Source organism: Endozoicomonas sp. G2_1 (assembly GCF_017744155.1).
Classification (GTDB): Bacteria; Pseudomonadota; Gammaproteobacteria; order Enterobacterales; family Alteromonadaceae; genus JAGHQT01.
Genome location: NZ_JAGHQT010000001.1, coordinates 505,205 through 528,414, shown reverse-complemented (window position 1 = coordinate 528,414; position 23,210 = coordinate 505,205). Strand labels below are relative to the sequence as shown.

General features: G+C 43.6%; 24 protein-coding genes. 20 read left to right on the top strand and 4 right to left on the bottom strand.

Going from position 1 to position 23,210, the window contains the following annotated elements:
• Window positions 1–15 precede the first annotated feature (15 nt).
• The 8 genes from cysE (at window position 16) to fdx (ending at window position 6,585) form a co-directional block, all read left to right on the top strand.
• On the top strand, window positions 16–831 hold the full coding sequence (gene cysE, locus J7384_RS02430; protein ID WP_209110949.1) for a serine O-acetyltransferase: 816 nt from the start codon (window positions 16–18) through the stop codon (window positions 829–831).
• A 188-nt stretch (window positions 832–1,019) separates the two neighbouring features.
• Window positions 1,020–1,526 carry a Fe-S cluster assembly transcriptional regulator IscR gene (gene iscR, locus J7384_RS02425; RefSeq protein WP_209110947.1) on the top strand — a complete coding sequence of 169 codons (507 nt, stop codon included), beginning with the start codon at window positions 1,020–1,022 and terminating at the stop codon, window positions 1,524–1,526.
• Between the two features lie 35 nt (window positions 1,527–1,561).
• Complete coding sequence (locus J7384_RS02420; RefSeq protein WP_209110945.1) at window positions 1,562–2,776, top strand: IscS subfamily cysteine desulfurase; 1,215 nt, start codon at window positions 1,562–1,564, stop codon at window positions 2,774–2,776.
• 21 nt (window positions 2,777–2,797) lie between these two features.
• On the top strand, window positions 2,798–3,181 hold the full coding sequence (gene iscU / locus J7384_RS02415) for a Fe-S cluster assembly scaffold IscU (protein WP_209110943.1): 384 nt from the start codon (window positions 2,798–2,800) through the stop codon (window positions 3,179–3,181).
• Window positions 3,182–3,213: 32 nt separating this feature from the next.
• The gene (iscA, locus tag J7384_RS02410) at window positions 3,214–3,537 is read left to right on the top strand and encodes an iron-sulfur cluster assembly protein IscA (protein WP_209110941.1); all 324 of its coding nucleotides are present in this window, start codon (window positions 3,214–3,216) and stop codon (window positions 3,535–3,537) included.
• Between the two features lie 95 nt (window positions 3,538–3,632).
• Window positions 3,633–4,157 carry a co-chaperone HscB gene (gene hscB / locus J7384_RS02405; protein WP_209110933.1) on the top strand — a complete coding sequence of 175 codons (525 nt, stop codon included), beginning with the start codon at window positions 3,633–3,635 and terminating at the stop codon, window positions 4,155–4,157.
• Window positions 4,158–4,264: 107 nt separating this feature from the next.
• Window positions 4,265–6,151, top strand: coding sequence for a Fe-S protein assembly chaperone HscA (gene hscA / locus J7384_RS02400; RefSeq protein ID WP_209110931.1), 1,887 nt, complete (start codon window positions 4,265–4,267; stop codon window positions 6,149–6,151).
• A 95-nt stretch (window positions 6,152–6,246) separates the two neighbouring features.
• Complete coding sequence (gene fdx / locus J7384_RS02395; protein WP_209110930.1) at window positions 6,247–6,585, top strand: ISC system 2Fe-2S type ferredoxin; 339 nt, start codon at window positions 6,247–6,249, stop codon at window positions 6,583–6,585.
• 101 nt (window positions 6,586–6,686) lie between these two features.
• On the opposite strand, the gene yiaA is transcribed toward fdx, so the two are convergent.
• Window positions 6,687–7,082, bottom strand: a complete 396-nt coding sequence (gene yiaA / locus J7384_RS02390; RefSeq protein WP_209110922.1) for an inner membrane protein YiaA — start codon at window positions 7,080–7,082, stop codon at window positions 6,687–6,689.
• Window positions 7,083–7,230: 148 nt separating this feature from the next.
• Entirely contained in the window at window positions 7,231–7,968 is a 738-nt protein-coding gene (locus J7384_RS02385) for a helix-turn-helix transcriptional regulator (protein ID WP_209110921.1), read from the bottom strand.
• A 163-nt stretch (window positions 7,969–8,131) separates the two neighbouring features.
• Between J7384_RS02385 and J7384_RS02380 the strand changes: the two genes are divergently transcribed.
• From J7384_RS02380 to J7384_RS02335, 10 genes are all read left to right on the top strand, one after another.
• Window positions 8,132–8,485 carry a hypothetical protein gene (locus tag J7384_RS02380; RefSeq protein ID WP_209110919.1) on the top strand — a complete coding sequence of 118 codons (354 nt, stop codon included), beginning with the start codon at window positions 8,132–8,134 and terminating at the stop codon, window positions 8,483–8,485.
• 33 nt (window positions 8,486–8,518) lie between these two features.
• The gene (locus J7384_RS02375) at window positions 8,519–9,292 is read left to right on the top strand and encodes a DUF2145 domain-containing protein (protein ID WP_209110917.1); all 774 of its coding nucleotides are present in this window, start codon (window positions 8,519–8,521) and stop codon (window positions 9,290–9,292) included.
• Window positions 9,293–9,402: 110 nt separating this feature from the next.
• The gene (locus tag J7384_RS02370; RefSeq protein ID WP_209110915.1) at window positions 9,403–11,145 is read left to right on the top strand and encodes an RluA family pseudouridine synthase; all 1,743 of its coding nucleotides are present in this window, start codon (window positions 9,403–9,405) and stop codon (window positions 11,143–11,145) included.
• A gap of 23 nt (window positions 11,146–11,168) precedes the next feature.
• The gene (locus J7384_RS02365; RefSeq protein WP_209110913.1) at window positions 11,169–11,654 is read left to right on the top strand and encodes a GNAT family N-acetyltransferase; all 486 of its coding nucleotides are present in this window, start codon (window positions 11,169–11,171) and stop codon (window positions 11,652–11,654) included.
• A 50-nt stretch (window positions 11,655–11,704) separates the two neighbouring features.
• Entirely contained in the window at window positions 11,705–12,151 is a 447-nt protein-coding gene (locus J7384_RS02360) for a GFA family protein (protein WP_209110911.1), read from the top strand.
• 99 nt (window positions 12,152–12,250) lie between these two features.
• On the top strand, window positions 12,251–13,279 hold the full coding sequence (gene msrP, locus J7384_RS02355) for a protein-methionine-sulfoxide reductase catalytic subunit MsrP (RefSeq protein WP_209110905.1): 1,029 nt from the start codon (window positions 12,251–12,253) through the stop codon (window positions 13,277–13,279).
• A 3-nt stretch (window positions 13,280–13,282) separates the two neighbouring features.
• Complete coding sequence (gene msrQ, locus J7384_RS02350) at window positions 13,283–13,876, top strand: protein-methionine-sulfoxide reductase heme-binding subunit MsrQ (RefSeq protein ID WP_209110903.1); 594 nt, start codon at window positions 13,283–13,285, stop codon at window positions 13,874–13,876.
• A gap of 268 nt (window positions 13,877–14,144) precedes the next feature.
• Window positions 14,145–15,527: an amidohydrolase gene (locus tag J7384_RS02345; RefSeq protein ID WP_209110901.1), complete on the top strand. Its 1,383-nt coding sequence runs from the start codon at window positions 14,145–14,147 to the stop codon at window positions 15,525–15,527.
• A gap of 10 nt (window positions 15,528–15,537) precedes the next feature.
• On the top strand, window positions 15,538–16,812 hold the full coding sequence (locus J7384_RS02340) for an amidohydrolase family protein (protein WP_209110899.1): 1,275 nt from the start codon (window positions 15,538–15,540) through the stop codon (window positions 16,810–16,812).
• A 163-nt stretch (window positions 16,813–16,975) separates the two neighbouring features.
• Window positions 16,976–17,821 (top strand): D-hexose-6-phosphate mutarotase, encoded by an 846-nt coding sequence (locus tag J7384_RS02335; protein WP_209110897.1) that lies wholly within the window; start codon window positions 16,976–16,978, stop codon window positions 17,819–17,821.
• Between the two features lie 106 nt (window positions 17,822–17,927).
• Here the strand turns inward: J7384_RS02335 and J7384_RS02330 are convergent, their stop codons facing one another.
• Window positions 17,928–19,361, bottom strand: a complete 1,434-nt coding sequence (locus tag J7384_RS02330; protein ID WP_209110895.1) for a diguanylate cyclase — start codon at window positions 19,359–19,361, stop codon at window positions 17,928–17,930.
• 161 nt (window positions 19,362–19,522) lie between these two features.
• A complete protein-coding gene (gene mutH / locus J7384_RS02325) occupies window positions 19,523–20,212 on the bottom strand; it encodes a DNA mismatch repair endonuclease MutH (RefSeq protein ID WP_209110894.1) in 690 nt (229 codons plus the stop codon).
• A gap of 127 nt (window positions 20,213–20,339) precedes the next feature.
• Between mutH and rppH the strand changes: the two genes are divergently transcribed.
• Window positions 20,340–20,846: an RNA pyrophosphohydrolase gene (gene rppH, locus J7384_RS02320; protein ID WP_209110892.1), complete on the top strand. Its 507-nt coding sequence runs from the start codon at window positions 20,340–20,342 to the stop codon at window positions 20,844–20,846.
• Window positions 20,847–20,924: 78 nt separating this feature from the next.
• Window positions 20,925–23,189, top strand: coding sequence for a phosphoenolpyruvate--protein phosphotransferase (gene ptsP / locus J7384_RS02315; protein WP_209110890.1), 2,265 nt, complete (start codon window positions 20,925–20,927; stop codon window positions 23,187–23,189).
• The last annotated feature ends 21 nt before the right edge of the window (window positions 23,190–23,210 follow it).

Sequence of the window (23,210 nt, the reverse complement as noted above, 5' to 3'; positions counted from 1 at the left end):
ATTTAAGGAAACCTTATGTTTAGTCGTATCAAAGAGGATATTCACAGTGTCTTTGATCGTGATCCAGCTGCTCGGAATGTTTTTGAAGTACTGACAAACTACCCGGGTTTACACGCTATTTGGTTGCACCGCGTCAGTCATAAACTATGGCGCAATAACTGGAAATGGCTAGCTCGCTCATTATCGACCTTTTCGCGCTGGTTAACTGGTGTTGAGATTCACCCGGGAGCAACCTTGGGACGTCGCTTTTTCATCGACCACGGCATGGGCGTGGTGATTGGTGAAACAGCTGAAATAGGTAACGATGTTACTCTTTACCACGGTGTTACTTTAGGTGGCACCAGTTGGAAAGAAGGCAAACGTCACCCAACCTTAGGCGACAATGTTGTTATTGGTGCCGGTGCTAAAGTGCTTGGCCCTATTACTATTGGCAATGGCGGCAAAGTGGGCTCTAACTCTGTGGTTGTGAAGGATGTACCGGAAAACGCGACTGCGGTCGGTATTCCTGGTCGCATCGTTAACAATAAGCCTGCAGAAGGGCAGCCTTCAGCCAACGATCGTGATGAAATTGCTCAAAAATACGGTTTTGATGCTTATGCGGTCTCGTCGGACAACCCTGATCCGGTAGCTAAAGCCATTGGTCGTATGCTTGACCACATGCACCTCATGGACGGTAAAGTTGCTGACTTGTGTAAAGGCATTAATCAACTCGGCGGTAATGTTTGCGAGCAAGCACTCCCTGAGCTCAAAGTTGGCGAGTTTGTTGATGACGAAAAAGCAGCAGCGGCAAGGCGTCAAGCGGAAGTTGAGAGTTTTGACCCTAAAATTTAAGCCTTCAATTTAACCATCGAATTGATCGAAAAGTTTCACTAATAAGTAAAATACTTGAGTGATTTGCTCAAGTATTTGTTGACTCTACTTTCTCCTTAAGTAAAATACTTGAGTAAATTGGTCGGGTATATATTTGACTAATTTACTCAGATATGTACAATTGCGCTGCAATTTTCTTAGGGCACATTATGAAATTAACTTCTAAAGGGCGTTACGCCGTAACAGCAATGCTAGATGTAGCTATTCACGCTGCTTCAGGCCCGGTGCCGTTAGCTGATATTTCTGAGCGTCAGGGAATTTCATTGTCTTATCTAGAGCAATTGTTTTCTCGTCTGCGCAAACACGGTTTAGTGACCAGTGTTAGAGGCCCAGGTGGTGGCTATCGCTTGGGTAAGTGCTCAGCACAAATTGCCGTCGCTGATGTAATAAGTGCCGTTGATGAAAGCGTTGACGCCACTAAGTGTTTAGGCGAAGGCAACTGTCAAGGCGGTGAGCAGTGTTTAACTCATACGCTATGGTCCGACTTGAGTCATCGGATTGAAGAATTTTTACAAAACATTTCTTTAGCTGAGCTCGTTGAGCAAAGAGATGTAAAGTCGGTCTCGGCGAGACAAGACAAGCAGCATAACCACAGTCATGGTCATGCCTTAGAAACGGTGATTGAAACCCGTAGTATTATTCACGACTGGCAATAGTCAGTGTGGCAATTAGCATTTGGAGAGTGTAAGCGATGAAGCTTCCGATTTACTTTGATTATTCTGCAACAACCCCCGCGGACAAGCGCGTTGCTGAAAAAATGATGCAATATATGACAACCGATGGTTTTTACGGTAACCCAGCGTCGCGTTCTCATAAGTTTGGTTGGCAGGCAGAAGAAGCAGTTGATATTGCGCGTAATCAAGTGGCTGATTTACTAAACGCTGATCCGCGTGAAATTGTTATTACTTCTGGTGCTACCGAATCTAACAACCTTGCCATTAAAGGTGCTGCTAACTTTTACAGCAAAAAAGGTAAGCACCTTATTACCTGTAAAACTGAACACAAAGCTGTTTTAGATACCTTCCGTGAACTTGAGCGTCAAGGCTTTGAAGTCACTTACTTAGATCCAGAAGCCAATGGCCTTATCGATTTAACTAAACTTGAAGCAGCAATGCGTGACGATACCGTTGTTGTTAGTTTAATGCACGTGAACAACGAAATTGGTGTTATTCAAGACATCGCTGAAATCGGCGAAATGTGTCGCGCTCGCAAGATTGTCTTCCATGTTGATGCTGCCCAAAGTGCTGGTAAGTTACCCATTGATTTACAGCAACTAAAAGTTGATTTGTTATCTATTTCTGCCCACAAAATGTATGGCCCTAAAGGCATTGGTGCTTTATACGTGCGTCGCAAGCCGCGTATTCGCCTAGAAGCGCAAATGCACGGCGGTGGTCATGAGCGCGGTATGCGTTCAGGTACGTTAGCAACTCACCAAATCGTAGGTATGGGTGAAGCTTGTCGCATCGCTAAAGAAGAAATGGCGCAAGACCTTGAGCACGTAACAAAAATGCGTGACCGCTTATGGGCTGGTATCAAAGATATGGAACAAGTTTTCGTCAACGGTGATTTCGACAAGCGCTACCCGGGCAACCTAAACGTCAGTTTCAACTTTGTTGAAGGTGAGTCGTTAATTATGGCACTTAAAGATTTAGCCGTATCAAGTGGTTCAGCTTGTACGTCTGCCAGTCTTGAGCCGTCTTACGTATTGCGCGCATTAGGCTTAAACGACGAACTTGCTCACAGTTCTATCCGTTTTAGCTTCGGTCGCTTTACTACCGAAGAAGAAGTTGATTACGCCATTGAGCTTATTCAAAAAGCCATTGGTCATTTACGTGAAATGTCTCCGCTTTGGGAAATGTTCCAAGACGGTGTTGATTTAGAATCAGTAGAATGGGTTGGCCACTAAGGTCAACTGGGGGAAATTATTATGGCTTATAGTGAAAAAGTAATCGATCATTACGAAAATCCTCGCAATGTTGGCTCATTAGATAAAAACGATCCACAAGTAGCGACTGGTATGGTTGGCGCACCAGCGTGTGGTGACGTGATGAAGTTGCAACTGAAAATTACTGATCAAGGTATTATCGAAGACGCCAAGTTCAAAACTTACGGCTGTGGCTCAGCGATCGCCTCTAGTTCACTAGTTACTGAGTGGGTTAAAGGCAAATCTATCGAAGAAGCGGCTGAAATTAAAAATACAGCCATTGCTGAAGAACTTGCGTTACCGCCAGTAAAAATTCACTGCTCAATTTTGGCTGAAGATGCTATTAAAGCAGCGATTGAAGATTACCGTTCTAAAAACGGCGAGTAATCTTTTAAAGTAGTTAACGAGTGGAGTAGCTGATGTCAGTCACTATGACCCCTGCTGCAGCAGAACGGGTTAAAACGTTTTTAACAAACCGAGGCAAAGGCCTTGGTTTGCGCTTAGGTATTAAAACTACAGGCTGCTCTGGTCTGGCTTACGTTTTAGAGTTTGTGGACGAACTCAACGAAGACGATGAAATGTTTACCTTAGACGACGTAAATATCATTATCGACGGCAAGAGTTTAGTATACCTAGACGGTATCGAGCTCGATTTTGTCAAAGAAGGTTTGAACGAGGGCTTTAAATTTACCAACCCTAACGCCAAAGGCGAATGCGGCTGTGGTGAAAGCTTCAACGTTTAGGTAAACTTGCAAACCATTGATAAACATTACATTGAGCTAACTAGATAATATCTACTTAGCTCAATATTTTTCCAACTCCTGTCATGGTAGCTGTTTTGAACTATTTTCAATTATTTGGCCTCGAACAAGACTTTGAACTTGATAGCCAAGCCCTTTCATCGACATTTCAAACGCTGCAAAAAGCCGTTCACCCCGATAAATTTGCTCATGCGTCAAGCCAAGAGCAGTTGATGGCGGTGCAAAAGTCTTCAACGATCAACGACGCTTATCAAACTCTTAAAGCGCCACTTAGTCGCGCAGAGTACTTGCTTAAAGTTCGCGGTGTCGACATGCCAGATGAACAGGCAACCGTTGGTGATATGCAATTTTTGATGCGTCAAATGGAACTGCGAGAAATGCTTGAAGAGATCAGCAGCGCTGATGATATAGACGCAGCATTATTCGACGCCAGCCAAACCTTAGATCAAGAATATTTGAGTTTGATGAAAACCCTTAGCGCCGAGTTAGCTGAGAATTCTGAGCTGAGTAATCAGTCGGCAAGTGAGAATTTGCGCAAACTTAAGTTTTATCAAAAATTAAATATTGAATTAGAGCGCTTGGAAGAGCAATTACTTGATTAAGTGCTCAGGCATCTGAGCCCATGAGCAGAAGTCGTTTTAATGGTTGCGACAAGACAATTGCTTGCTAAAACAACAAACGCGTAAAAAGAGATTAACAAGAGTAAATTATGGCCTTATTACAAATCGCCGAACCTGGACAAAGTACTGTTCCGCACGAGCACAAGCTCGCCGCAGGTATTGATTTAGGTACTACGAACTCACTGGTTGCCAGTGTCCAAAGTGGAATGCCAAAAACTTTATTGGATGATGCCGGGCGCGATATTTTACCATCAGTCGTTCATTATCAAGAGAGCGGTACACTGGTGGGTGATGACGCTAAAGCTTTGGCGGTAAGTGAGCCTGAAAATACTATTGTTTCAGCGAAGCGTTTGATTGGTCGCAGTCTTGCTGATATCAAAGCCAAGTACCCAACCTTGCCGTATCAATTTATTGGTGATGAAAACCACCCAGATATTAACACTCGTCAAGGGGCTGTTAACCCGGTGCAAGTATCTGCGGAAATTCTTAAAAGCTTAAACGCTCGTGCTGAACAAGCACTTGGTGGCGACCTAACCGGTGTTGTTATTACGGTACCTGCTTATTTTGACGACGCACAACGTCAAAGTACCAAAGATGCCGCTGCTATTGCTGGTTTAAATGTTTTGCGCTTGTTAAATGAACCGACAGCCGCTGCGGTTGCCTATGGTTTAGACTCGATGTCAGAAACGGGCGAAGAGGGCGCTAAAGAGGGTATAGTCGCGGTTTATGATCTCGGCGGTGGTACCTTTGATATTTCAATTTTGCGATTGAACAAGGGCGTTTTTGAAGTACTTGCTACTGGCGGTGATTCTGCCCTGGGTGGTGATGATTTTGACTTAGCGCTTGTTGAACACTTAGTTGAGCAAGCCGGTTTAGCAAGGCCGCTTTCTAACAGTTTAGAACGTCAGTTAGTTGAGCAAGCTTGCGTAGCCAAAGAAGCGTTAACTAACAATGATAGCGTAACCGTAAATTTAACCCTTGATGACAACAGTCAATGGCAAACTGAGCTAAGCAGAGCAACGTTTGACGGTTTGATTAAAGGCTTGGTCAGCAAAACTTTGCGCGCTTGTCGTAGAGCGCTAAAAGATGCTGATATCGACGCCGAACAAGTGCTTGAAGTTGTTATGGTTGGCGGTTCAACACGGGTTCCTCTGGTGCGCGCTGAAGTAGAAAAATATTTTAATAAAACGCCATTAACTTCAATTGATCCAGATAAAGTGGTCGCCATTGGTGCCGCTATTCAGGCTGATATTCTCGCCGGCAATAAACCCGACAACGATATGTTGTTACTTGACGTGACACCGTTATCACTAGGTTTGGAAACTATGGGTGGCTTAGTGGAAAAGGTTATTCCGCGAAACACCACGATTCCTGTCGCTAAAGCGCAAGAATTTACTACGTTTAAAGACGGTCAAACAGCGATGGCTATTCACGTTTTACAAGGTGAACGGGAATTAGTTGACGATTGTCGCTCACTTGCTCGTTTTGAACTTCGCGGTATTCCGGCGATGACCGCTGGTGCTGCTCATATTCGCGTGACCTTTAAAGTCGATGCCGATGGTTTACTGGCGGTGACAGCGATGGAAAAATCAACTGGCGTTGAAGCGAGTATTGAAGTTAAGCCGTCGTTTGGTTTACAAGAAGACGATATAGCCAATATGATCAAAGCGTCAATGAGCAATGCTAAAGAAGATATTGTGGCTCGTATGTTAAAAGAGCAGCAGGTTGAAGCGGCGCGAGTATTGGAGTCAGTGCAAGCGGCGCTGGCAGCAGACGGTAACTTGTTAAATGATCAAGAGCGTCAGCAAGTTGATGAAACATTGAAAAATTTGCTTGCCACTAGCCAAAGTGACGATACCGACGCCATTGAAGCCGCCATTGAGGTAGTTAATCAAGCGACAGCTACGTTTGCTGAGCGCCGTATGGATGCCTCGATTAAAGTGGCTTTATCTGGTCAGTCGGTTGATCAGATTTAACCGTGTTAATGTTTGCATCGGTAAGCAATGAGTTTTAACAGAATTTTAGACATTTTTTAGACAAGTTTTTTTAAATATATTTAGAGAGCGCATCAATGCCACAAATTATTTTTCTACCCCACGAAGAGCTTTGCCCAGAGGGTGCAGTGCTTGAAGCCGAAACCGGCGAAAGTGTATTAAACGTCGCGTTAAAAAACGATATTGGTATTGAGCACGCCTGTGAAAAAGTTTGTGCTTGTACCACCTGTCACGTCATTATTCGCGAAGGTTTTGATTCGTTAGAAGAAAGCGACGAATTAGAAGACGATATGCTCGACAAAGCGTGGGGCTTAGAGCCTGAATCGCGCTTGGGATGTCAGGCGATTATTGCCGACGAAGACTTAGTGGTCGAAATTCCTAAGTACACGGTGAACATGGTCTCAGAAAACCACTAATTTTCTTTTATATTCAATTTGAATCATTTAAAGGTAGTAACACTGATGTGTTACTACCTTTTTTGTTTTGGTTTTAGGTGTTTAGCAGCGAAGGAAGCTCTCTAGCTATTTTTTATCGCCAGAATATCACGAACATTTTTCTGTACTGTGATTGCGGCAAAACCACTGAGTAAATACGCCATGGCGTAGAAGCCTTTTTCGCTGAGCAGCAATTCGGCGTTTATCAGGCCTATCGTGAGCAGAGCAACTGCAGCACCTGAAGATACCCAACACATAATACTGTATGGTTTGGATATGCTATGACCTTCGAGTTTGTCGCGAACACTTTTTTGTAATGAGACAAATGAAAATAGGCCAAAAATTAAGATAGCAAAGTAATAACCTTTTTCGTTGAGTTGCATTTCAGCATTGACTAAGCCCAAACAAAACGTCGCAATACCTGCGACTAACATTGCAATAGACAATAATACAAAAGCTCTGGTTGGTTTGTTATTCATACTCACTTCCTCTTTTTAATCTTGCCACACCCTGTAGCGTTGGCTGGAGCGAGTATGTGCTTGAGAATAAATTAAGTAAACTGCATTGTCTTTAGAATAACTATTTTATGCTTTTGGTATTTAAATAATATACTCAAGGCGTTGATTGTTATGATTGTGTTCTAAATTGCTCAAATAATGAAGGCTCCCATGGCCTTAGCGCGCACAGCATTCCCATGTGTTTTCTTTGCGCCAATGCTAGGTGGCTATCTTCGAGGTTGAGTTCTGCCGCTTCTTTCGTTAATTGGTTTAACTTGCGTTGCAGTATTGATATTGATGTTTGCGAGTAGCGACCTCGCAAGTAAAAGCGGAAGCAATCTTCGCCATCAAAGTTATTGGCCATAAAGCGATCAAGCACTTCCGTTTCCATAAACTTCTCTAATGGCCCATTTTTAAGCCATCTAAAATCTCGCGACAGCAAGAGTTTGTAATTGTTGTTTGGCAACAGTTGAATCAATTTAATTTTGTCTAACTTCGCCATTAATTGAATCCCCTGATGCAGGTCAATGTTGTAGTGGCTGATGATGTCGTCAAACGATAAGTAGTCGCGCACGCAAGCAGCAAATAACAAGAGCTTAGGGTTATCAATTAACTCTTGCTCCTGCTCTAAGGTAAGTTCAGTTAGCTGCGGTTGTTGTTTTTCTAACAAAATAAAAAGATCGGATAGGGTTAAATTGATCAGCTGACAAATTTGCTCAAGCCGCTCTAATGAAAAGCTGTTAGTTGCAAATACCCGCTTGATGTTTGCTTCACTCATCTCTAACTGCGCGGCAACTTGCTTATAGGTTAATTTATGCTGCTTGAGTAATTGTTTTAAAGTTTCTGAAATCTGCTTAATCTGACTCATTGTCACTCCAAACCTGAAACGAGGGCTATATTGAGGGTTTAGCTCAGTAAAGTATCAAATAAATATACTTTAGGTGTTTTATCTTAATACATCAAATGCTTTGGTTTACATAACTAATACACCTCACTAGTGTTGAAAACAGTTGAATCACTGAGGAATTACTATGAAGTTATTACCTGTTTTTACTGCATTGTCTGTTTTATTTAGCGCTAGTTCTGTGTTTGCTGAGCCTTCATCTGAGCATACTAGCCAGGCGAGTAAGCACTCGGCACTGGCGTTGAGCCATGGTAGTGTTGGTTCGGTGCAAGTGGCAAGTGGGGTTATCGCGGTGCCGCTTGTAGTTGTAGGCAGTGTTGCGGTTAGCGCCGCTGAAGCCAGTATAGAACTTGGTGAAGGTATGTCGAAAGTAGCGAGTAGCGAATTGACTCACTCGATAGACAAAACGCCTGTTGTGTTAGAAGTCACTGAAATCACAATTACCGTCGACCGAGCGCCGGATCAAGCAATGAAAGAATAAGCCTAATGAGCAATTTACCACGAGGAATGTACGATGAATCAATTAATTGTTTTAGTCTATACCTTACTATTTGTTTGTACAAGCTACGCGGGTAGCAACCGTGCAACTGAGGCAAACTTTAGCCCGCAAGAAATAGCCAGCTTTGCCAAACAAGTGGAAAAATATGCTGCTCAGCAAGGAGCAAGAGCTTTTATTATTGCGCGCTTAGGGCAACCTCAAGAAAAGCTACCAAAGGGAATTGAATTTACTCATACGGCAATTGCTGTTTACTCAGAAATTACCTTGAGCAATGGCAAAACCGCGAAAGGATATGCAATCCACAACCTTTACCAAAACGCAGATAATAGCGCTAAGAGTAGCTTGGTAACTGATTATCCAGTGGATTTTTTCTGGGGAGTATCCGAGTTAAAAGCTGGCATTATTATTCCTAGTGCCGAATTACAACAGCGAATAATCGAGGTTATCGCCAGTGGTCAAAATCAACAATTGCACAATCCTCGATATTCCTTGATTGCGAATCCGTACAATAATCGCTATCAAAACTGTACCGAGCATACCTTAAATATTGTTAACGCCGCGATTTATCAAACCACCGATATGAGCAGGCTTAAAGCCAACACTAAAGCTTACTTTTCACCACAACCGATTCACTTTAGTCGCTTGAAATTGTCACTGGGTAGTATGTTCAATAGCGGTATCACGATGAAGGATCACCAAGGTAAAATTAAGACGACGTCTTTTACCACCATTGCTAACTATTTAGCTGATTATGACTTGATGCAAGAAAAGCACACATTTGAGCTCTAATGGTTAACTTGTGATAACAAAAAAGAGTGCGTAAAATTGCACTCTTTTTATGTTAAGTGATCTCGTTGCTAACCAGCGTGATCACAGCGGTGTTAGTGTATAGGCAAACTATGTTATCTGATGATTCTTATTTTACTCTGTTTGCTCAAAGCGTTGACCATATCGCACAGCCATCACGTTTTACCTTTCCATTTTATTATCAACCACATCAACTTGCGGTACTTGCTGCTGAGCAATTGCAACAACACCTTAAAGAGCAAAAGTCGTGGCATCATAATTTTGGTTTAAACGAAGACGATGACAGCGCGCTAGCAAGTGGCAAAATGTTTGGTGTTTTGGTGGTAAAAAACTCAGATGGCGAACTTGGCTATCTCTTGGCATTTTCGGGTAAGCTAGCAGATAGCAGTGATGTACCTGGCTTTGTGCCGCCTGTTTTTGATATCTATCAGGATAAGGAATTAATCGCTGAGCAAAACCTTATTAATCAGTTAAATAGTGAAATAGCGTCATTGTCGGCTGCACCAGAGTTGGCCGCCCTAACTGCACGTTTATCAGAACAAAACCACAGCGCTGAGCAAGAAATATCAGAGCAGCAAGCGCATATGGTTGAACGCCGTAAGCAGCGCAAAGCCGCGCGCGCCCGTGCCAAAGGTGAATTGGCGTGTGGTGAATTAAGCTCAGATCAATTAACTAAGCTTGAAATTAGTCTAGCAGGGCAAAGTGTTAGTGATAAAAAACAGCTGTTATCTTTGAAAGAGCTGTGGCGGGAACAAATATCAACGACAAGTCAGCAATTAGACAGCCTTGTCGACGCCATTGATTCATTAAAACAGCAGCGTAAACAGCGCTCTAATCAACTACAGCAGCAATTTTTTAGTCGATATCAGTTTTTAAATGCACAGTCCGAAAGCCGAGATTTGGCAGATGTTTTTCGCGAATATGCTAACCATCCGCCACCGGCAGGTGCTGGCGATTGTGCGGCGCCTAAATTATTACAATACGCCTATTTACATCAATTGACACCGATTGCGCTGGCTGAATTTTGGTGGGGAAAGAGCCCTAGCTCTGAAATCCGTCGCCATCGACAGTTTTATCCCTCTTGTCAGGGCAAATGCTTTCCTATTTTGACGCACATGCTGAAAGGATTAGCGGTAGATGATAATCCTTTATTAGCCAATAGTGCTCAAGATAAAGAGCTAGAGATTGTCTACCAAGACGACGATATTCTGGTGGTTAATAAGCCGGCTGAGCTGCTTTCTGTACCGGGTAAAAATATTCAAGACTCGGTGTATAGCCGTATTAAACAGACATTCCCCGATGCGACTGGGTCTTTGATTGTTCATCGTTTAGATATGTCGACCTCGGGCTTGATGGTGTTGGCGTTAAACCCAAGAGCGCATAAGCACTTACAAAAGCAGTTTATTAATCGCGTCGTACAAAAGCGTTATCTTGCCTTGCTTGATGGTGTTTTGAATGTTGATGAGTACGGCCGAGAAGGAACGATTAACCTGCCCCTTATTGTCGATTTCGACGATCGACCAAGACAAAAAGTCTGCCAACAAACAGGCAAAAATGCAGAAACCTATTGGCAATTAATTGAGGTTAATCAGCAACAATCACGGGTGCACTTATACCCTAAAACAGGGCGTACTCATCAACTTAGAGTTCACTGCGCGCACCCGAAAGGGCTCAATTTACCCATGATTGGCGACGATTTATATGGTAAAAATAGCGCCGGTAAAACGCTAAACGGGATACGCGAGCAACGCTTGCATTTACACGCCGAGCACTTGAGCTTTATTCACCCTATTAGCCAGCAGCCGTTAACCTTTGAAGTAAGCAGTGATTTTTAGACATACCTAGGCAGGAGATTATTTTGGCCAACATTAACATTCGACCAGCAAATATTGATGATACTGCAACCATTTTGCACTTTATCAAAGAACTGGCTATTTATGAAAAGGCAGAGCATGAAGTGCTGGCAACAGAACAAACCATCAGGTCGACGATTTTCGCCGACGATGGTCACGTTGATGCGCTTATCTGTGAGCTCGACGGCCAAGCCATTGGTATTGCCGTTTACTTTTTTAATTATTCAACTTGGTTGGCAAAGCCCGGACTTTACTTGGAAGATTTATATGTCTCCCAAGAGCACCGCGGCTTGGGAGCAGGTACTTTGATGCTAAAAAAGCTGGCTAAAATTGCACTTGATAAAGGTTGTGGTCGTTTTGAGTGGAGCTGCTTAGATTGGAATAAGCCATCGCGAGACTTTTATCAGTCAATTGGTGCTGAAGCGCAACCCGAGTGGATTGGCTATCGCATGTCTGGGCAAACACTGACCGACTTTGCTAGTGACAAATAGCGGACTTCGAGCTAGATTGACGGTTTAGTGTCGCAGGAGAGCCCTAAAATATGTCAATTGAAACTGCTTGCCAATGCAAAAAATCGAGTTTGGCGGTCAATGGTCAGGTCCTGACTCGATTTATTTGCCACTGTAAAATTTGTCAAAAGGTCTACAAACAACCGTTTGCTGATGTCGTAGTGGTTAAATCACAAGATCTCGCTCAAGTGGACCAATCATCGCTTACTTTTGCCAAACACAGATTGCCGCCAGCGGTCAACCGAGGCGTTTGTATGCATTGCTCACAACCTGTGTTAGCGACCTTAAATTTCCTACCAAACTGGGGTTATAGTTTTATTCCCGCCAGTAATTTTGACTCAGCAGAGTTACCTGAACCTAGCATGCACCTGTTTTATCACCGCCGCGTACAAGATAAACAAGACTCGCTGCCGAAACACTCTGGCTATTGGCAAAGTCAATTGGCGTTGGTCAACAAGCTGGTTTTTACAAGTAACTAGCGTGTTGAAATATCAAGGCTAATTGCTTTTAGGTGAAATAATCTGGCTCGTTCAAGGTCTTATTGACTATGAATTTTGCAATGAGTTAGGTACAGGTTTATGTTGATCAAGTTTAAGTCGTCAGATCACATCGGAGAAAATCAGGTTACAGACGAGTCGGTTTATCACAATCGTCGTGATATGTTGAAAAAAATGGGCTTTGTTGGTACCGGTGCATTAATGGCTGCTACAACCCCTAGCCGAGCGGCAAGTCTGAGTTTATTTGGTGGTGATCAAGCACAAGGTGCCGTTAACCCTAACTTAAAAGCACTCGACTTTAGCGCTGAAAAATCAGCACAAGCGCTGGGGCAAGTGCAAACGCCAGAATTAAAAGCAACGACTCACAACAACTTCTACGAGTTTGGGACGCAAAAAAATCAACCGTCAGAGCTTGCACAAAACTTTAAAGTTAATCCTTGGCAGTTGAAAATCTCTGGTCATGTTGAAAACGAATTGACTTTAGATTATGACGATTTGTTCAACAAATTTGCCTTGCAAGAGCGCATTTATCGCCTGCGCTGTGTTGAAGCTTGGTCGATGGTGATTCCGTGGATTGGCTTCCCGTTAGCAGAATTAATTAAGTTAGCAAAACCAACTTCTGACGCTAAATATGTTGCCTTTAAAACCTTATACGACCCTGAGCAAATGCCTGGACAGGCGAGTCGACGCATTGGCGGTGGTATCAAGTATCCGTATATTGAAGGCCTGCGCCTTGATGAAGCAATGAACGACCTTACCTTGATGTCGGTGGGAATGTACGGCAAAGCGTTACCAAACCAAAATGGCGCGCCAGTGCGATTAGTGGTGCCTTGGAAATACGGCTTTAAGAGCATTAAGTCAATTGTCTCTATCGAATTAACCAAGCGTCGTCCAAAAACTACCTGGAATATTCTGGCGCCAAATGAGTATGGCTTTTACGCCAATGTTAACCCTGATGTTTCGCATCCGCGTTGGAGTCAAGCCAGTGAAAGACGTATCACAACTGGTGGCTTGTTTGCTCGTAACCGCATTGAAACCTTGCCGTTTAATGGCTATGGCGAGCAAGTAGCGCACCTATATAAAGGTATGAATCTGCGGAAAAATTACTAGCTTATGGCGACTAAAACCAAAGTCTGGTTATTGAAAACGGTTATTCATTTAGCGGCACTTATTCCACTAGTTTATACCTATTACTTAGCGATTATTGATCAGCTTGGCGGCGACCCAGTCGAGGCTATTTTGCACTTCACTGGTATTGGCGCCCTCAATATTTTGTTGTTGAGTTTGTTGATTAGCCCGTTGGCAAAACGCTTTAAACAAGCATATATACTGCAAACAAGGCGCTTAGTCGGTTTGTATGCATTTGCTTATGCCTTGTTCCATATCCTGAGCTTTTTGTTCTTCGAAGTGCAGTTTAACTGGCAACTGTTTGTTGATGAAATAATTCAACGTCCTTATATCACGGTTGGTATGCTGGCGTTTACCGTTTTGTTACTGCTTGCGGTTACGTCTGTGAGCGCGTTAAAGCGCAAAATGGGCAAGCGTTGGCAGCAATTACACAACTGGGTTTATCCAGCGGCAATACTTGCGGCAGTTCACTTTTACTGGTCCGTAAAGTCTGAGCTAATTGAGCCGTCAATTTATCTGGTTATGGTCGCAGTGCTACTGGCGCTTAGAGCCGATAAGTTTAAACGTTGGTTTCGCTGAGTAAACAGTGGTCTTAATTTTGGTGGAGTTTGTGATTAACACAATCCGCCACCGCTCTTTTTCTCCTTTCGAACTTTTTCCTTTCGAACTGTATTAATGGTTTCCGCCGTTGGTCTGATTTATTGGTTACTTATCTCGTAGGTGCTTGTTGTTTCTAATTTGTTATAATAATGTATCTCGTCATTGTCTTGTTTAGCTAGCGCCAAATTGTTAGCTAAAACTACTAAATTATATTTTAATAAAATTTAAAAAAAACAGGAACTTAACTATGCAAAAATTGGCACCATCGCTATTGGTTGCTGCTGTTGCAATTGGCCTGACTGGTTGCGGCCAGCAAGAGCGCCAAGACGCTAAAGTTACGGTTAACAAAGACCCGTATCCGAGCACCTATCAACCATTGCCAGCGGCAAAAACGCTTATTACTAATGCAACAGTACTGACGGGTACTGGCGAGCGCATCGATAACGCCGATGTCTTGTTTGCCGATGGTAAAGTAGTCAGTGTTGGTCAATCGCTAAGTGATGCCGATGCGACAGTTATTGACGCCAAAGGCAAGTGGTTAACACCGGGAATTATTGATGTTCACTCGCACTTAGGTGTTTATCCAAGCCCGAGCGTTGAGTCCCATGCCGACGGTAACGAAATGACCGCGCCAGTGACTGCTGAAGTGTGGTCTGAGCACAGTGTTTGGCCACAAGATCCTGGTTTTCAAGCAGCTCGCGCTGGCGGTGTGACAACCTTACAGATTTTACCGGGTTCAGCGAACTTAATTGGTGGTCGCGGCGTGACTTTGCGCAACGTGCCAGGTCACACCATGCAAAGTATGAAGTTTCCAAATGCGCCTTACGGTTTGAAAATGGCTTGTGGTGAAAATCCAAAACGAGTTTATGGCAGCCGCACTGAGGCACCACAAACTCGTATGGGTAACATGGCAGGTTACCGCGAAGCTTGGCATTTAGCGACAGAATACAAGCGCGCGTGGGACAAATATGAAGCGGATTACGCTGCGGGCTTAAACCCTGAAGCGCCAGAGCGCAATGTTCAGTTAGACACGTTAAAAGGTGTACTCGACGGTGAAATTCTGATTCACAACCACTGTTACAAAGCCGAAGAAATGGCGATGATGATTGATTTAGGCAAAGAGTTTAACTACCACGCCGGTACTTTCCATCACGCAGTTGAGGCATACAAAATTGCTGACTTATTAGCTGATAATGGTAATTGTGCAGCGATGTGGCCAGATTGGTGGGGCTTCAAAATGGAAGCTTACGATATGGTATTGGAAAATGTAGCTATTGTTGATGCGATGAAAAACTCGTGTGCAGTTGTTCACTCTGATTCATCTTCAACCATTCAACGATTAAACCAAGAAGCGGGTAAAGTGTTATATCGCGCTCAAGATGCTGGCTTTGAATTAACGGAACAAGATGCCATTGTTTGGATTACTTCAAATGCCGCTAAATCGCTGGGTATTGAAGACGTGACGGGTAGTTTGGAAACAGGTAAAAAAGCCGATGTTGTGCTTTGGAACATGAACCCGTTTAGCGTATACGCGCAAGCAGAACAAGTGTTTGTCGATGGCGCTAAAGTATACGACCGCTTTGATCCTAAATATCAAGCGAAAAGCGATTTTCTACTAGGCCAACCATAGGGAGTGAGTCATGACAATGTTTAAAAAATCACTATTAGCACTTGCTCTAGCACCGAGTTTAGCGGCATTTTCGAGTTTGGCAGCAAGCTTGGCAATTACTAATGCCAAAGTCTATAGCGCCACTGAGCAGGGAGTCCTTGAAGGGGCAACCGTTATTGTTGATAACGGTGTGATTAGTGCAATTAACCCTGCGTCAGTAGAAGCGGATCAAGTTGTTGACGCCAAGGGCAAGGTATTAACACCGGGCTTTATTGGTAGCATGAATCAATTGGGCTTAGTCGAGGTTGGCGCAGTTGCTAACAGTCGCGATGCCCGAGATAAAAAGGCTGACATCACCTTTGATGCCAGTTTGGCCTTTAACCCTAAAACGAGTGTGATTCCATATACGCGTAAGGGTGGTATTACTACTAACGTTTCAGTGCCTCAAGGCGGTGATAGTATCTTTAAAGGCCAAGCTTTTGTTACTGAGCTGACTGGTGACTTTGACAGTGTGATTGCGACAGATAAAGCGGTAATCGTCAGCTTAGGTGCTAAGAGTAAAGGCTCACGCGCGATGGATTTACAAAATCTAATCGACGAGTTAGAAAGTGCTGAAAAAGCTCACAGCAAGATGGCTAAAAGCCAATCCTCAAAAAAAGCTGATAAGAAAAAGTCGAGTGAGTCGGACAAGGAACCAAGCAAAAAAGAACAGCTAATGGCGAAAGTTATCACGGGGCAATTACCTGTGATTGTTTATGCTGATCGCGCCATTGACTTAGTCCAGTTGATCAAGCTAAAAGACAAGTTTGGCATTAACTTAGTTATCGCTGGTGCAGAAGACGGTGCAGTGGTTGCAGATAAATTGGCGAAGGCGGAAATCCCTGTCATTATTAACCCAATTAGCAATTTGCCGGGCGGTTTTGATAGCTTGCACAACTCGTTGAAAAACGCTGAACTACTGACGAGTGCAGGTGTGAAAATTGCCTTAACTGTTGGCGGTGATACCCATAACTTGTATCAACTTAGATACAACGCGGGTAACGCAGTTGCCAATGGCTTGACCAAAGAGCAAGCTATTGCTGCTATTAGTGCTAATGTTGCCGATATTTTTGGCTTGGATACCGGACGCGTAGCTGTTGGTCAAAAAGCTGACTTAGTGCTTTGGAGTGCAGATCCTTTAGACTTAAATAGTCACGTTGAGCAAATGTGGATTTCAGGCCAAGAGTACGGTACCGAAAGTCGCCAAGATGCCCTGCGCAAGCGTTATACTGCAGATACCGATATGCCTCGCGCTTATACCAAGTAACGCTTTACTTATGCGTTGTAGTCACCTAAAAAGCTGCTGATATAATATCAGCAGCTTTTTTGTACAGGGAAGTACTTATCCAGCGATGCCATGGAAGGCAAAGAGCGGATTTGTACAGGGATTTTATTATTAAGTTGATTTAGAACTCTCAGAGGAATTTGCTTTGTCTCATACTAGTTCAGTAAGTTGGCGCCAGATAAATGGTTTGCCAATTTTAGATATTGTTCACCCTAATTTTGTTGCCAGTGTCAGTTTATATGGTGGCCAAGTGCTGACCTGGCAGCCTAAAGATCAGGAGCAAGTATTTTGGCTTAGCAAAGCGGCATACTTTAACAAGGGCAAAGCTATTCGGGGCGGTGTACCAATCTGCTGGCCTTGGTTTGGGCCGTATCAAGACGGTGGTAATCACGGTTTTGCTCGTAACCAGTTATGGAAAGTTGCTTCAATTACCACGACTGATGATGTGGTTGATATTAGGCTAGTTTGGCAGGGTCAAAATACGCATGCGCTTTGGCCAGCAGCGGCTAAATTAGAGCAGCATTTGAGCTTTGGTGTCGAGTTCAGCCAACAGTTGCTTATTACCAATTTAGCTGAACATGCCGTTGAGTTTAGCGGTGCGTTACACAGTTATTTTACTGTAAGCCACCCGGAAAATTGTCAGATCCCTGAACTGAGTCAGGTTGATTACTACGACCAGTTGACCGAACAAGAGCAACCAGCGGGTGAGGTCAATAGTTGTATGGGGGCGATAGATCGCATTTATCACAGCGGCCAATCAATGAGATTGATTGATAAAGGCTTAAAACGCGTTATTGCGATTGAGCCAACTAACATCAGCCAATGGGTACTTTGGAATCCTGATGCAACGATTGCCGCCAGAATGAAGGATATTAGCGAAAATGGCCAATTGGAGTACGTTTGTTTAGAGGCCGCGCGCACTGAACTAACGACAATTGATGCTGGCCAATCATTTAGCTTAGGACAAAGAGTTTCCGTTTTATCACTCTAATATTTGTGCTCTCTAGTATCTATGTTCAAGTATCGACGCTTAAGTCTCGATACTGAAGTCTAGATACACAGGCAAGTTAAGCGCTGATTAAAATACGATTGAAATTTTAGTCAGCGCTTGGCTGGCAAATCACTTGATTACGGCCTGCTTTTTTCGCTTGATAAAGGGCGTTGTCGGCATTTTCGATTAATGATTCAATATCAGTATTGGCTAAATTGCCATGGCTGACACCAAAGCTGACCGTGGTAGAAAAGCTTTGGTTGTTGAGTTTGTTTTTAAATGGCAATTGCTCAATATTGTGTCTGATCCTTTCAGTGACTTCGATCACTTGATCTATTTCAGTGTCAGGAAATAGTAAGATAAACTCTTCGCCACCCCAGCGACCAACAATATCCATTTTACGAACATTACTGCTCAGCGTTTCTGCAACTGATTTTAAAACATCGTCACCGATTAAGTGGCCATGAGTGTCATTGATGGATTTAAAGTGGTCAATGTCGGCCATTACTATACTCAGACTAGTATGCTCGGTCTTGATACTATCAAACCACCAGTTAATGTATGTCCGGTTTGGTAATTTGGTTAAAAAGTCAATTTCGGCGTCGGCAACCAGGCGTTTTTGGTATGCCTTAAGTGATTTTAGAAATAACCAATATAAGATTGTTGCTACTACAACGAAAATACTAAAGCGGCTGAAAAATATCTGCCAGTAAGCATTTTGTTCGCTCGCCGGTGGCGCAGTAATATAGACTTGCCAGTTAAGCTCTTTCACCGGGAGCACAGAGACCGATAAGCTTTCAGTGCCAGTGTCGATGACAGTGCCTTGTGATTTATCTGTTTGCTTTTGATAGTGCTGAAACCATTCGAGCTCATTTAAGTTAACTATTTGTTCGCGTCGGTGGTGACTTTCGGTTTTCATTATCGCATCAGAAGACAGTGTTACTTCATTATTTTCGTCGACAAAGTAAAGGTTAAAACCGTATTGCTGCTTTAGGTTGGCAAAGGTATCGGCAAAATAATTCAAATCTAAGCCAACGCCAGCAAAACCAATAAACTTGTCGGCATTATACATTTTGACATCGAAGTACAGGTGTGGGTCTTCAGCGTTGCCGATATCGGCAAATTGATCTTTATCTTGCGCTTTTAACCTGTGATACCACTCAGAATCCTCAACGCTTAAACTGTGTACTTGATTACCTGAGTCAAGTCTAAAGTTGTGTTTATCGATGGCGATAAACGTAAGCATGCCGTATTCGTTTGATAAGCGTTTTAGGTAGGTCAGTAACTTCTTTTTATCGACGCTGTCTTGCTCAATGTGGTCAATCAAAAATTCATCATTGGCCATGTAGTGCGATGCAATCAGCGGACGTACTATTTCAGCAGTCACTAAAGAGTACAGCGGTAGCATTATTTCTTGTTGCTGTTTGTAATGAACGCCTAAAACCGCCTTAAAAGCGAAATATGAGGTCGCAATTAGGGTGACGACGGTAAGAAAAAATATACCGGTAATGTAGCGATCAAATTTAGCGAATGCTGTCATGTAAAATACTAGTTATCTCGATTGTTTGGCCGTTACGATAATGATGCTTATTTTATCTGGTTTATCCGATAAGTAAAAAACAAATGTGGCATGACTTGTGGTGAGGACTTACTAACCTCTAATACAACAAATAAAAGTAAACTTGTAAAGTGACTTATTTATCAATTGATACGCAAATGAGCGTTTAAAAGTTGTTGGGTGAATTGAGTTTTTAAGTAAAAACCACGGGGCAGTGTCATAAATGGGCGTCCGTGTTGGTCAAAAGCCTGTGTTTTTACTTGGCTGTTGGCGGCTTTTGGGCGCAGTTGTAGCACTTGACCAATACGACCGTTTATTTGTTCAACTTGACCAAGGGCGATCATATCGGTGAGTTCTTGCCAGTCCTGTTTTAAAAGTTGTTCTTCCTGTGGTGATGGTGTCCATAAAAAGCTGGTTGCTATGGTGCGATCAGCCACAGCAAGTGTTTTATCGGCGATTATCGGTACCCATAGCACTCGCTTTAGTTTTCGGTAGATATGGCTCGTGTGCCAAGTTTCACCATTGATGCCAGTGAGTGGCGCAACACTGACAAAAGTGGTTTCAAGCGGTTTGCCCGTGTAGCTGATAGGTAGCGTTTTCAATTCGATGCCAAGCTCAGTAAAGTCAGGTTCAGCCTTGGTACCGGCATCAGCGCCGAGCAAGGTTTCTAACAGCAAGCCTATCCAGCCTTTTTCTTTGACTAGGCTTTTAGGCACCTTGACCTTAGCAAGCTCAGCAGCTTCAGCTAGGGTCATACCTGCGAGTTGTTGGGCCCTGTCGACTAATTCAGTAGCAGAGCTTGGTGTTGGAAATTTATTTGTCACGTCGGTCATTAGCACAGCGATTTTGGCTATTATCCGCAGTGGCTATCCTGCGCGCAAGCAAATATTCATTTGCTCAATACCAAAAGTTGTGGAAGAATCAGTGACATATTACTGAATATTTGAGTTGGGAGTTCCTGTGATCGATGCCGAAGGCTATCGCGCCAATGTCGGCATAGTAATAATCAATGACAGGGGACAGGTTTTTTGGGCCAGACGTTTTGGGCAACATTCTTGGCAATTTCCGCAAGGTGGCGTTGACGAAGGTGAGACACCTGAGCAAACCATGTATCGCGAATTGTACGAAGAAGTCGGATTAAAACCCGAACATGTAAAAATTGTTGCATCAACTAAACACTGGCTGAGATATAAATTACCGAAGCGTTTTGTAAGACACGACAGTACACCTGTGTGTATTGGTCAAAAGCAGAAATGGTTTTTACTAAAACTTACCAGCCACGAATCAGCGGTGAACTTATTACACTGTTCACATCCTGAATTTGATGACTGGCGTTGGGTGAGTTATTGGTATCCGGTCAGACAAGTAGTCTCGTTTAAACGGGAAGTGTATCGCAAAGTGATGAAAGAGTTTGCCCCTGTGGCATTGTCTATTCACCGCTATGATCGCCGAAAACGCCGACACTGATTATTATTATGCTTCGCCCATAGCGACTATGGGCGATGTTTCTTTTCTATTCGTCTTCTCTTTAACCTAAGGGGTACTATGCTCACTAAGTTGCGAAAAATTGTCTTAGGTTTCAGTCAAGAAGCTGATCTTGCTAAGGCATTACAGCAGCTAGTTGAGCAAGTAAAGTCTGCTATCAGTGCCGACTGTTGTTCGGTTTACATTGCCGACTACCAAGCGGGCCACTTTCGTTTGATGGCTTCAGACGGCTTTGCGCAAACTTCTATCGGCCAAGTTTGTGTTGGCTTTTCTGAAGGTTTGGTTGGTTTTGTCGGTCAGCGCGAAGAACCAATTAATGTCGCCGATGCACAACATCACCCTTATTTTAAATATCTGCCCGATGCCAATGAAGACGATTTTCAAGCGTTTTTAGGGACGCCAATTATACATCAACGCAAAGTACTTGGTGTTATTTCGTTGCGTCAATATCAGGTTAGGCAGTTTTCTGAACTCGAAGAAGCTTTTGTTGTCACGTTGTCGGCTCAAATTGCTGCGGTATTAGCAAATGCCGAAGCTCGCCACGCAAGTTTTACTAATCGCCAACAACAGCTCTATCATCAACCGTTGAAAGGCATTCCAGGCTCATCGGGTGTCGCCATTGCACCTGTTTGGATTTGTCAGCCAAAAGCCGAATTGAAAAATGTTGCCTTAACTCGTGACAGCAACCATAAAAAACAGCTGAAACTGCTTCGGATGGCGGCGAAAAAGACCCGAGCCGATTTCAACAAAATGAGCGCAGAGCTCAGTGGTTTGATTAGCGATCAAAGCTTAGATATTTTTGAAATGTATAAGCACATGCTCGACAGTCCAGCGTTAACTCAAGAAATTGAAAGCGAAATAAACGCCGGTTGGAATGTCGCTAGCGCGTTAAAATTGGTTTTTGAGCAGTACATTAGCAAGTTCAATAATCTCGATGATAGCTACTTGCGTGAAAGAGCGAGTGATATTCGCGACTTGGGTAATCGTTTGCTCAGTTATATTGAGCAAGCGCAAGAACAGTTGAGTTCACTACCTGAGCAATACGTGTTGGTGGCGCACGAAGTGACTGCCAGTATGTTGGCGGAGCATCAGCACCGAGGTATGAAAGCCATGGTCTCGCTAACGGGCTCGCAAAACTCACATGCCGCGATATTAGCGAGGGCTTTGGGTTTACCTGCTGTGATGGGGGTTGAACAGCTTAATTTAGCCGACTTATCACCGGTTACAACTATTGTTGACGGCTACAGTGGCGAACTCTTTATTGCGCCTGACGAGCACTTACTGAGTGCATATCAAGCATTGGTTGTCGAAGAGCACTTTTTAGCCGATAAAGTGAAACAGGTTGTTGATTTACCCGCGCAAACGCCAGATGGTCATATTGTTCAATTACAGTTAAACGCAGGCTTGGCCGTGGGGTTTGAGCACTCGAAAAACGCCGGTGCTCAAGGTATCGGTTTGTACCGCACTGAAATTCCTTTTATGAATCGCCAAAGCTTTCCTACAGAGCACGAGCAAACCAAGCTTTACAGCGAGGTTTTGTCGTCATTTGCCGAGCAAAGTGTGGTGATGAGAACCCTTGATATTGGCGGCGATAAAGCACTGCCATATTTTCCTATCGAAGAGGAAAATCCATTTTTGGGCTGGCGTGGTATCCGGATAACCTTAGATCATCCTGAGATATTTTTGGTGCAGGTTAGGGCGATGATGCGCGCTAATCAACCCTATGGCAATCTCGCTATTATGCTGCCGATGGTCGCCGGTGCTGAAGAAGTCGACGAAGCACTGCGCTTGATTAACCAAGCTTATCAAGAAGTTTCACAAGACTATCAACAGCTGTTAGCCAAACCTAAAGTCGGTGTCATGATTGAAGTTCCCGGCACTATTTTTCAGCTGGCGAGCTTAGCTGAGCGAGTAGACTTTTTCTCGGTTGGTAGTAACGATTTGACCCAGTATTTATTAGCCGTTGACCGCAATAACCCGAGAGTTTCGGCACTTTATGATTCATATCACCCGGCGGTCTTGCATGCACTCAACAGTATTTCGCAAGCAGCCAAGCGTTTATCTGTGCCATTAAGTTTATGTGGTGAACTGGCTGGAGAGCCAGCTGGTGCATTGTTATTGTTAGCGATGGGCTACGATAAGCTCAGTATGAACCCTCATAATGTGGCGCGAATAAAGTGGATTATTCGCCATGTTAACCTCACTGATGCACAAGCGCTGTTGAATTACGTCTTGAGTTTATCCAGTAGCCAACAAGTGCGAGAACACTTACATCAGACACTTGAGAACTGGCAGTTTGGCGGCTTTATTCGCGCAGGCATGTAGCGATTTTTCTTTTACTTTGAG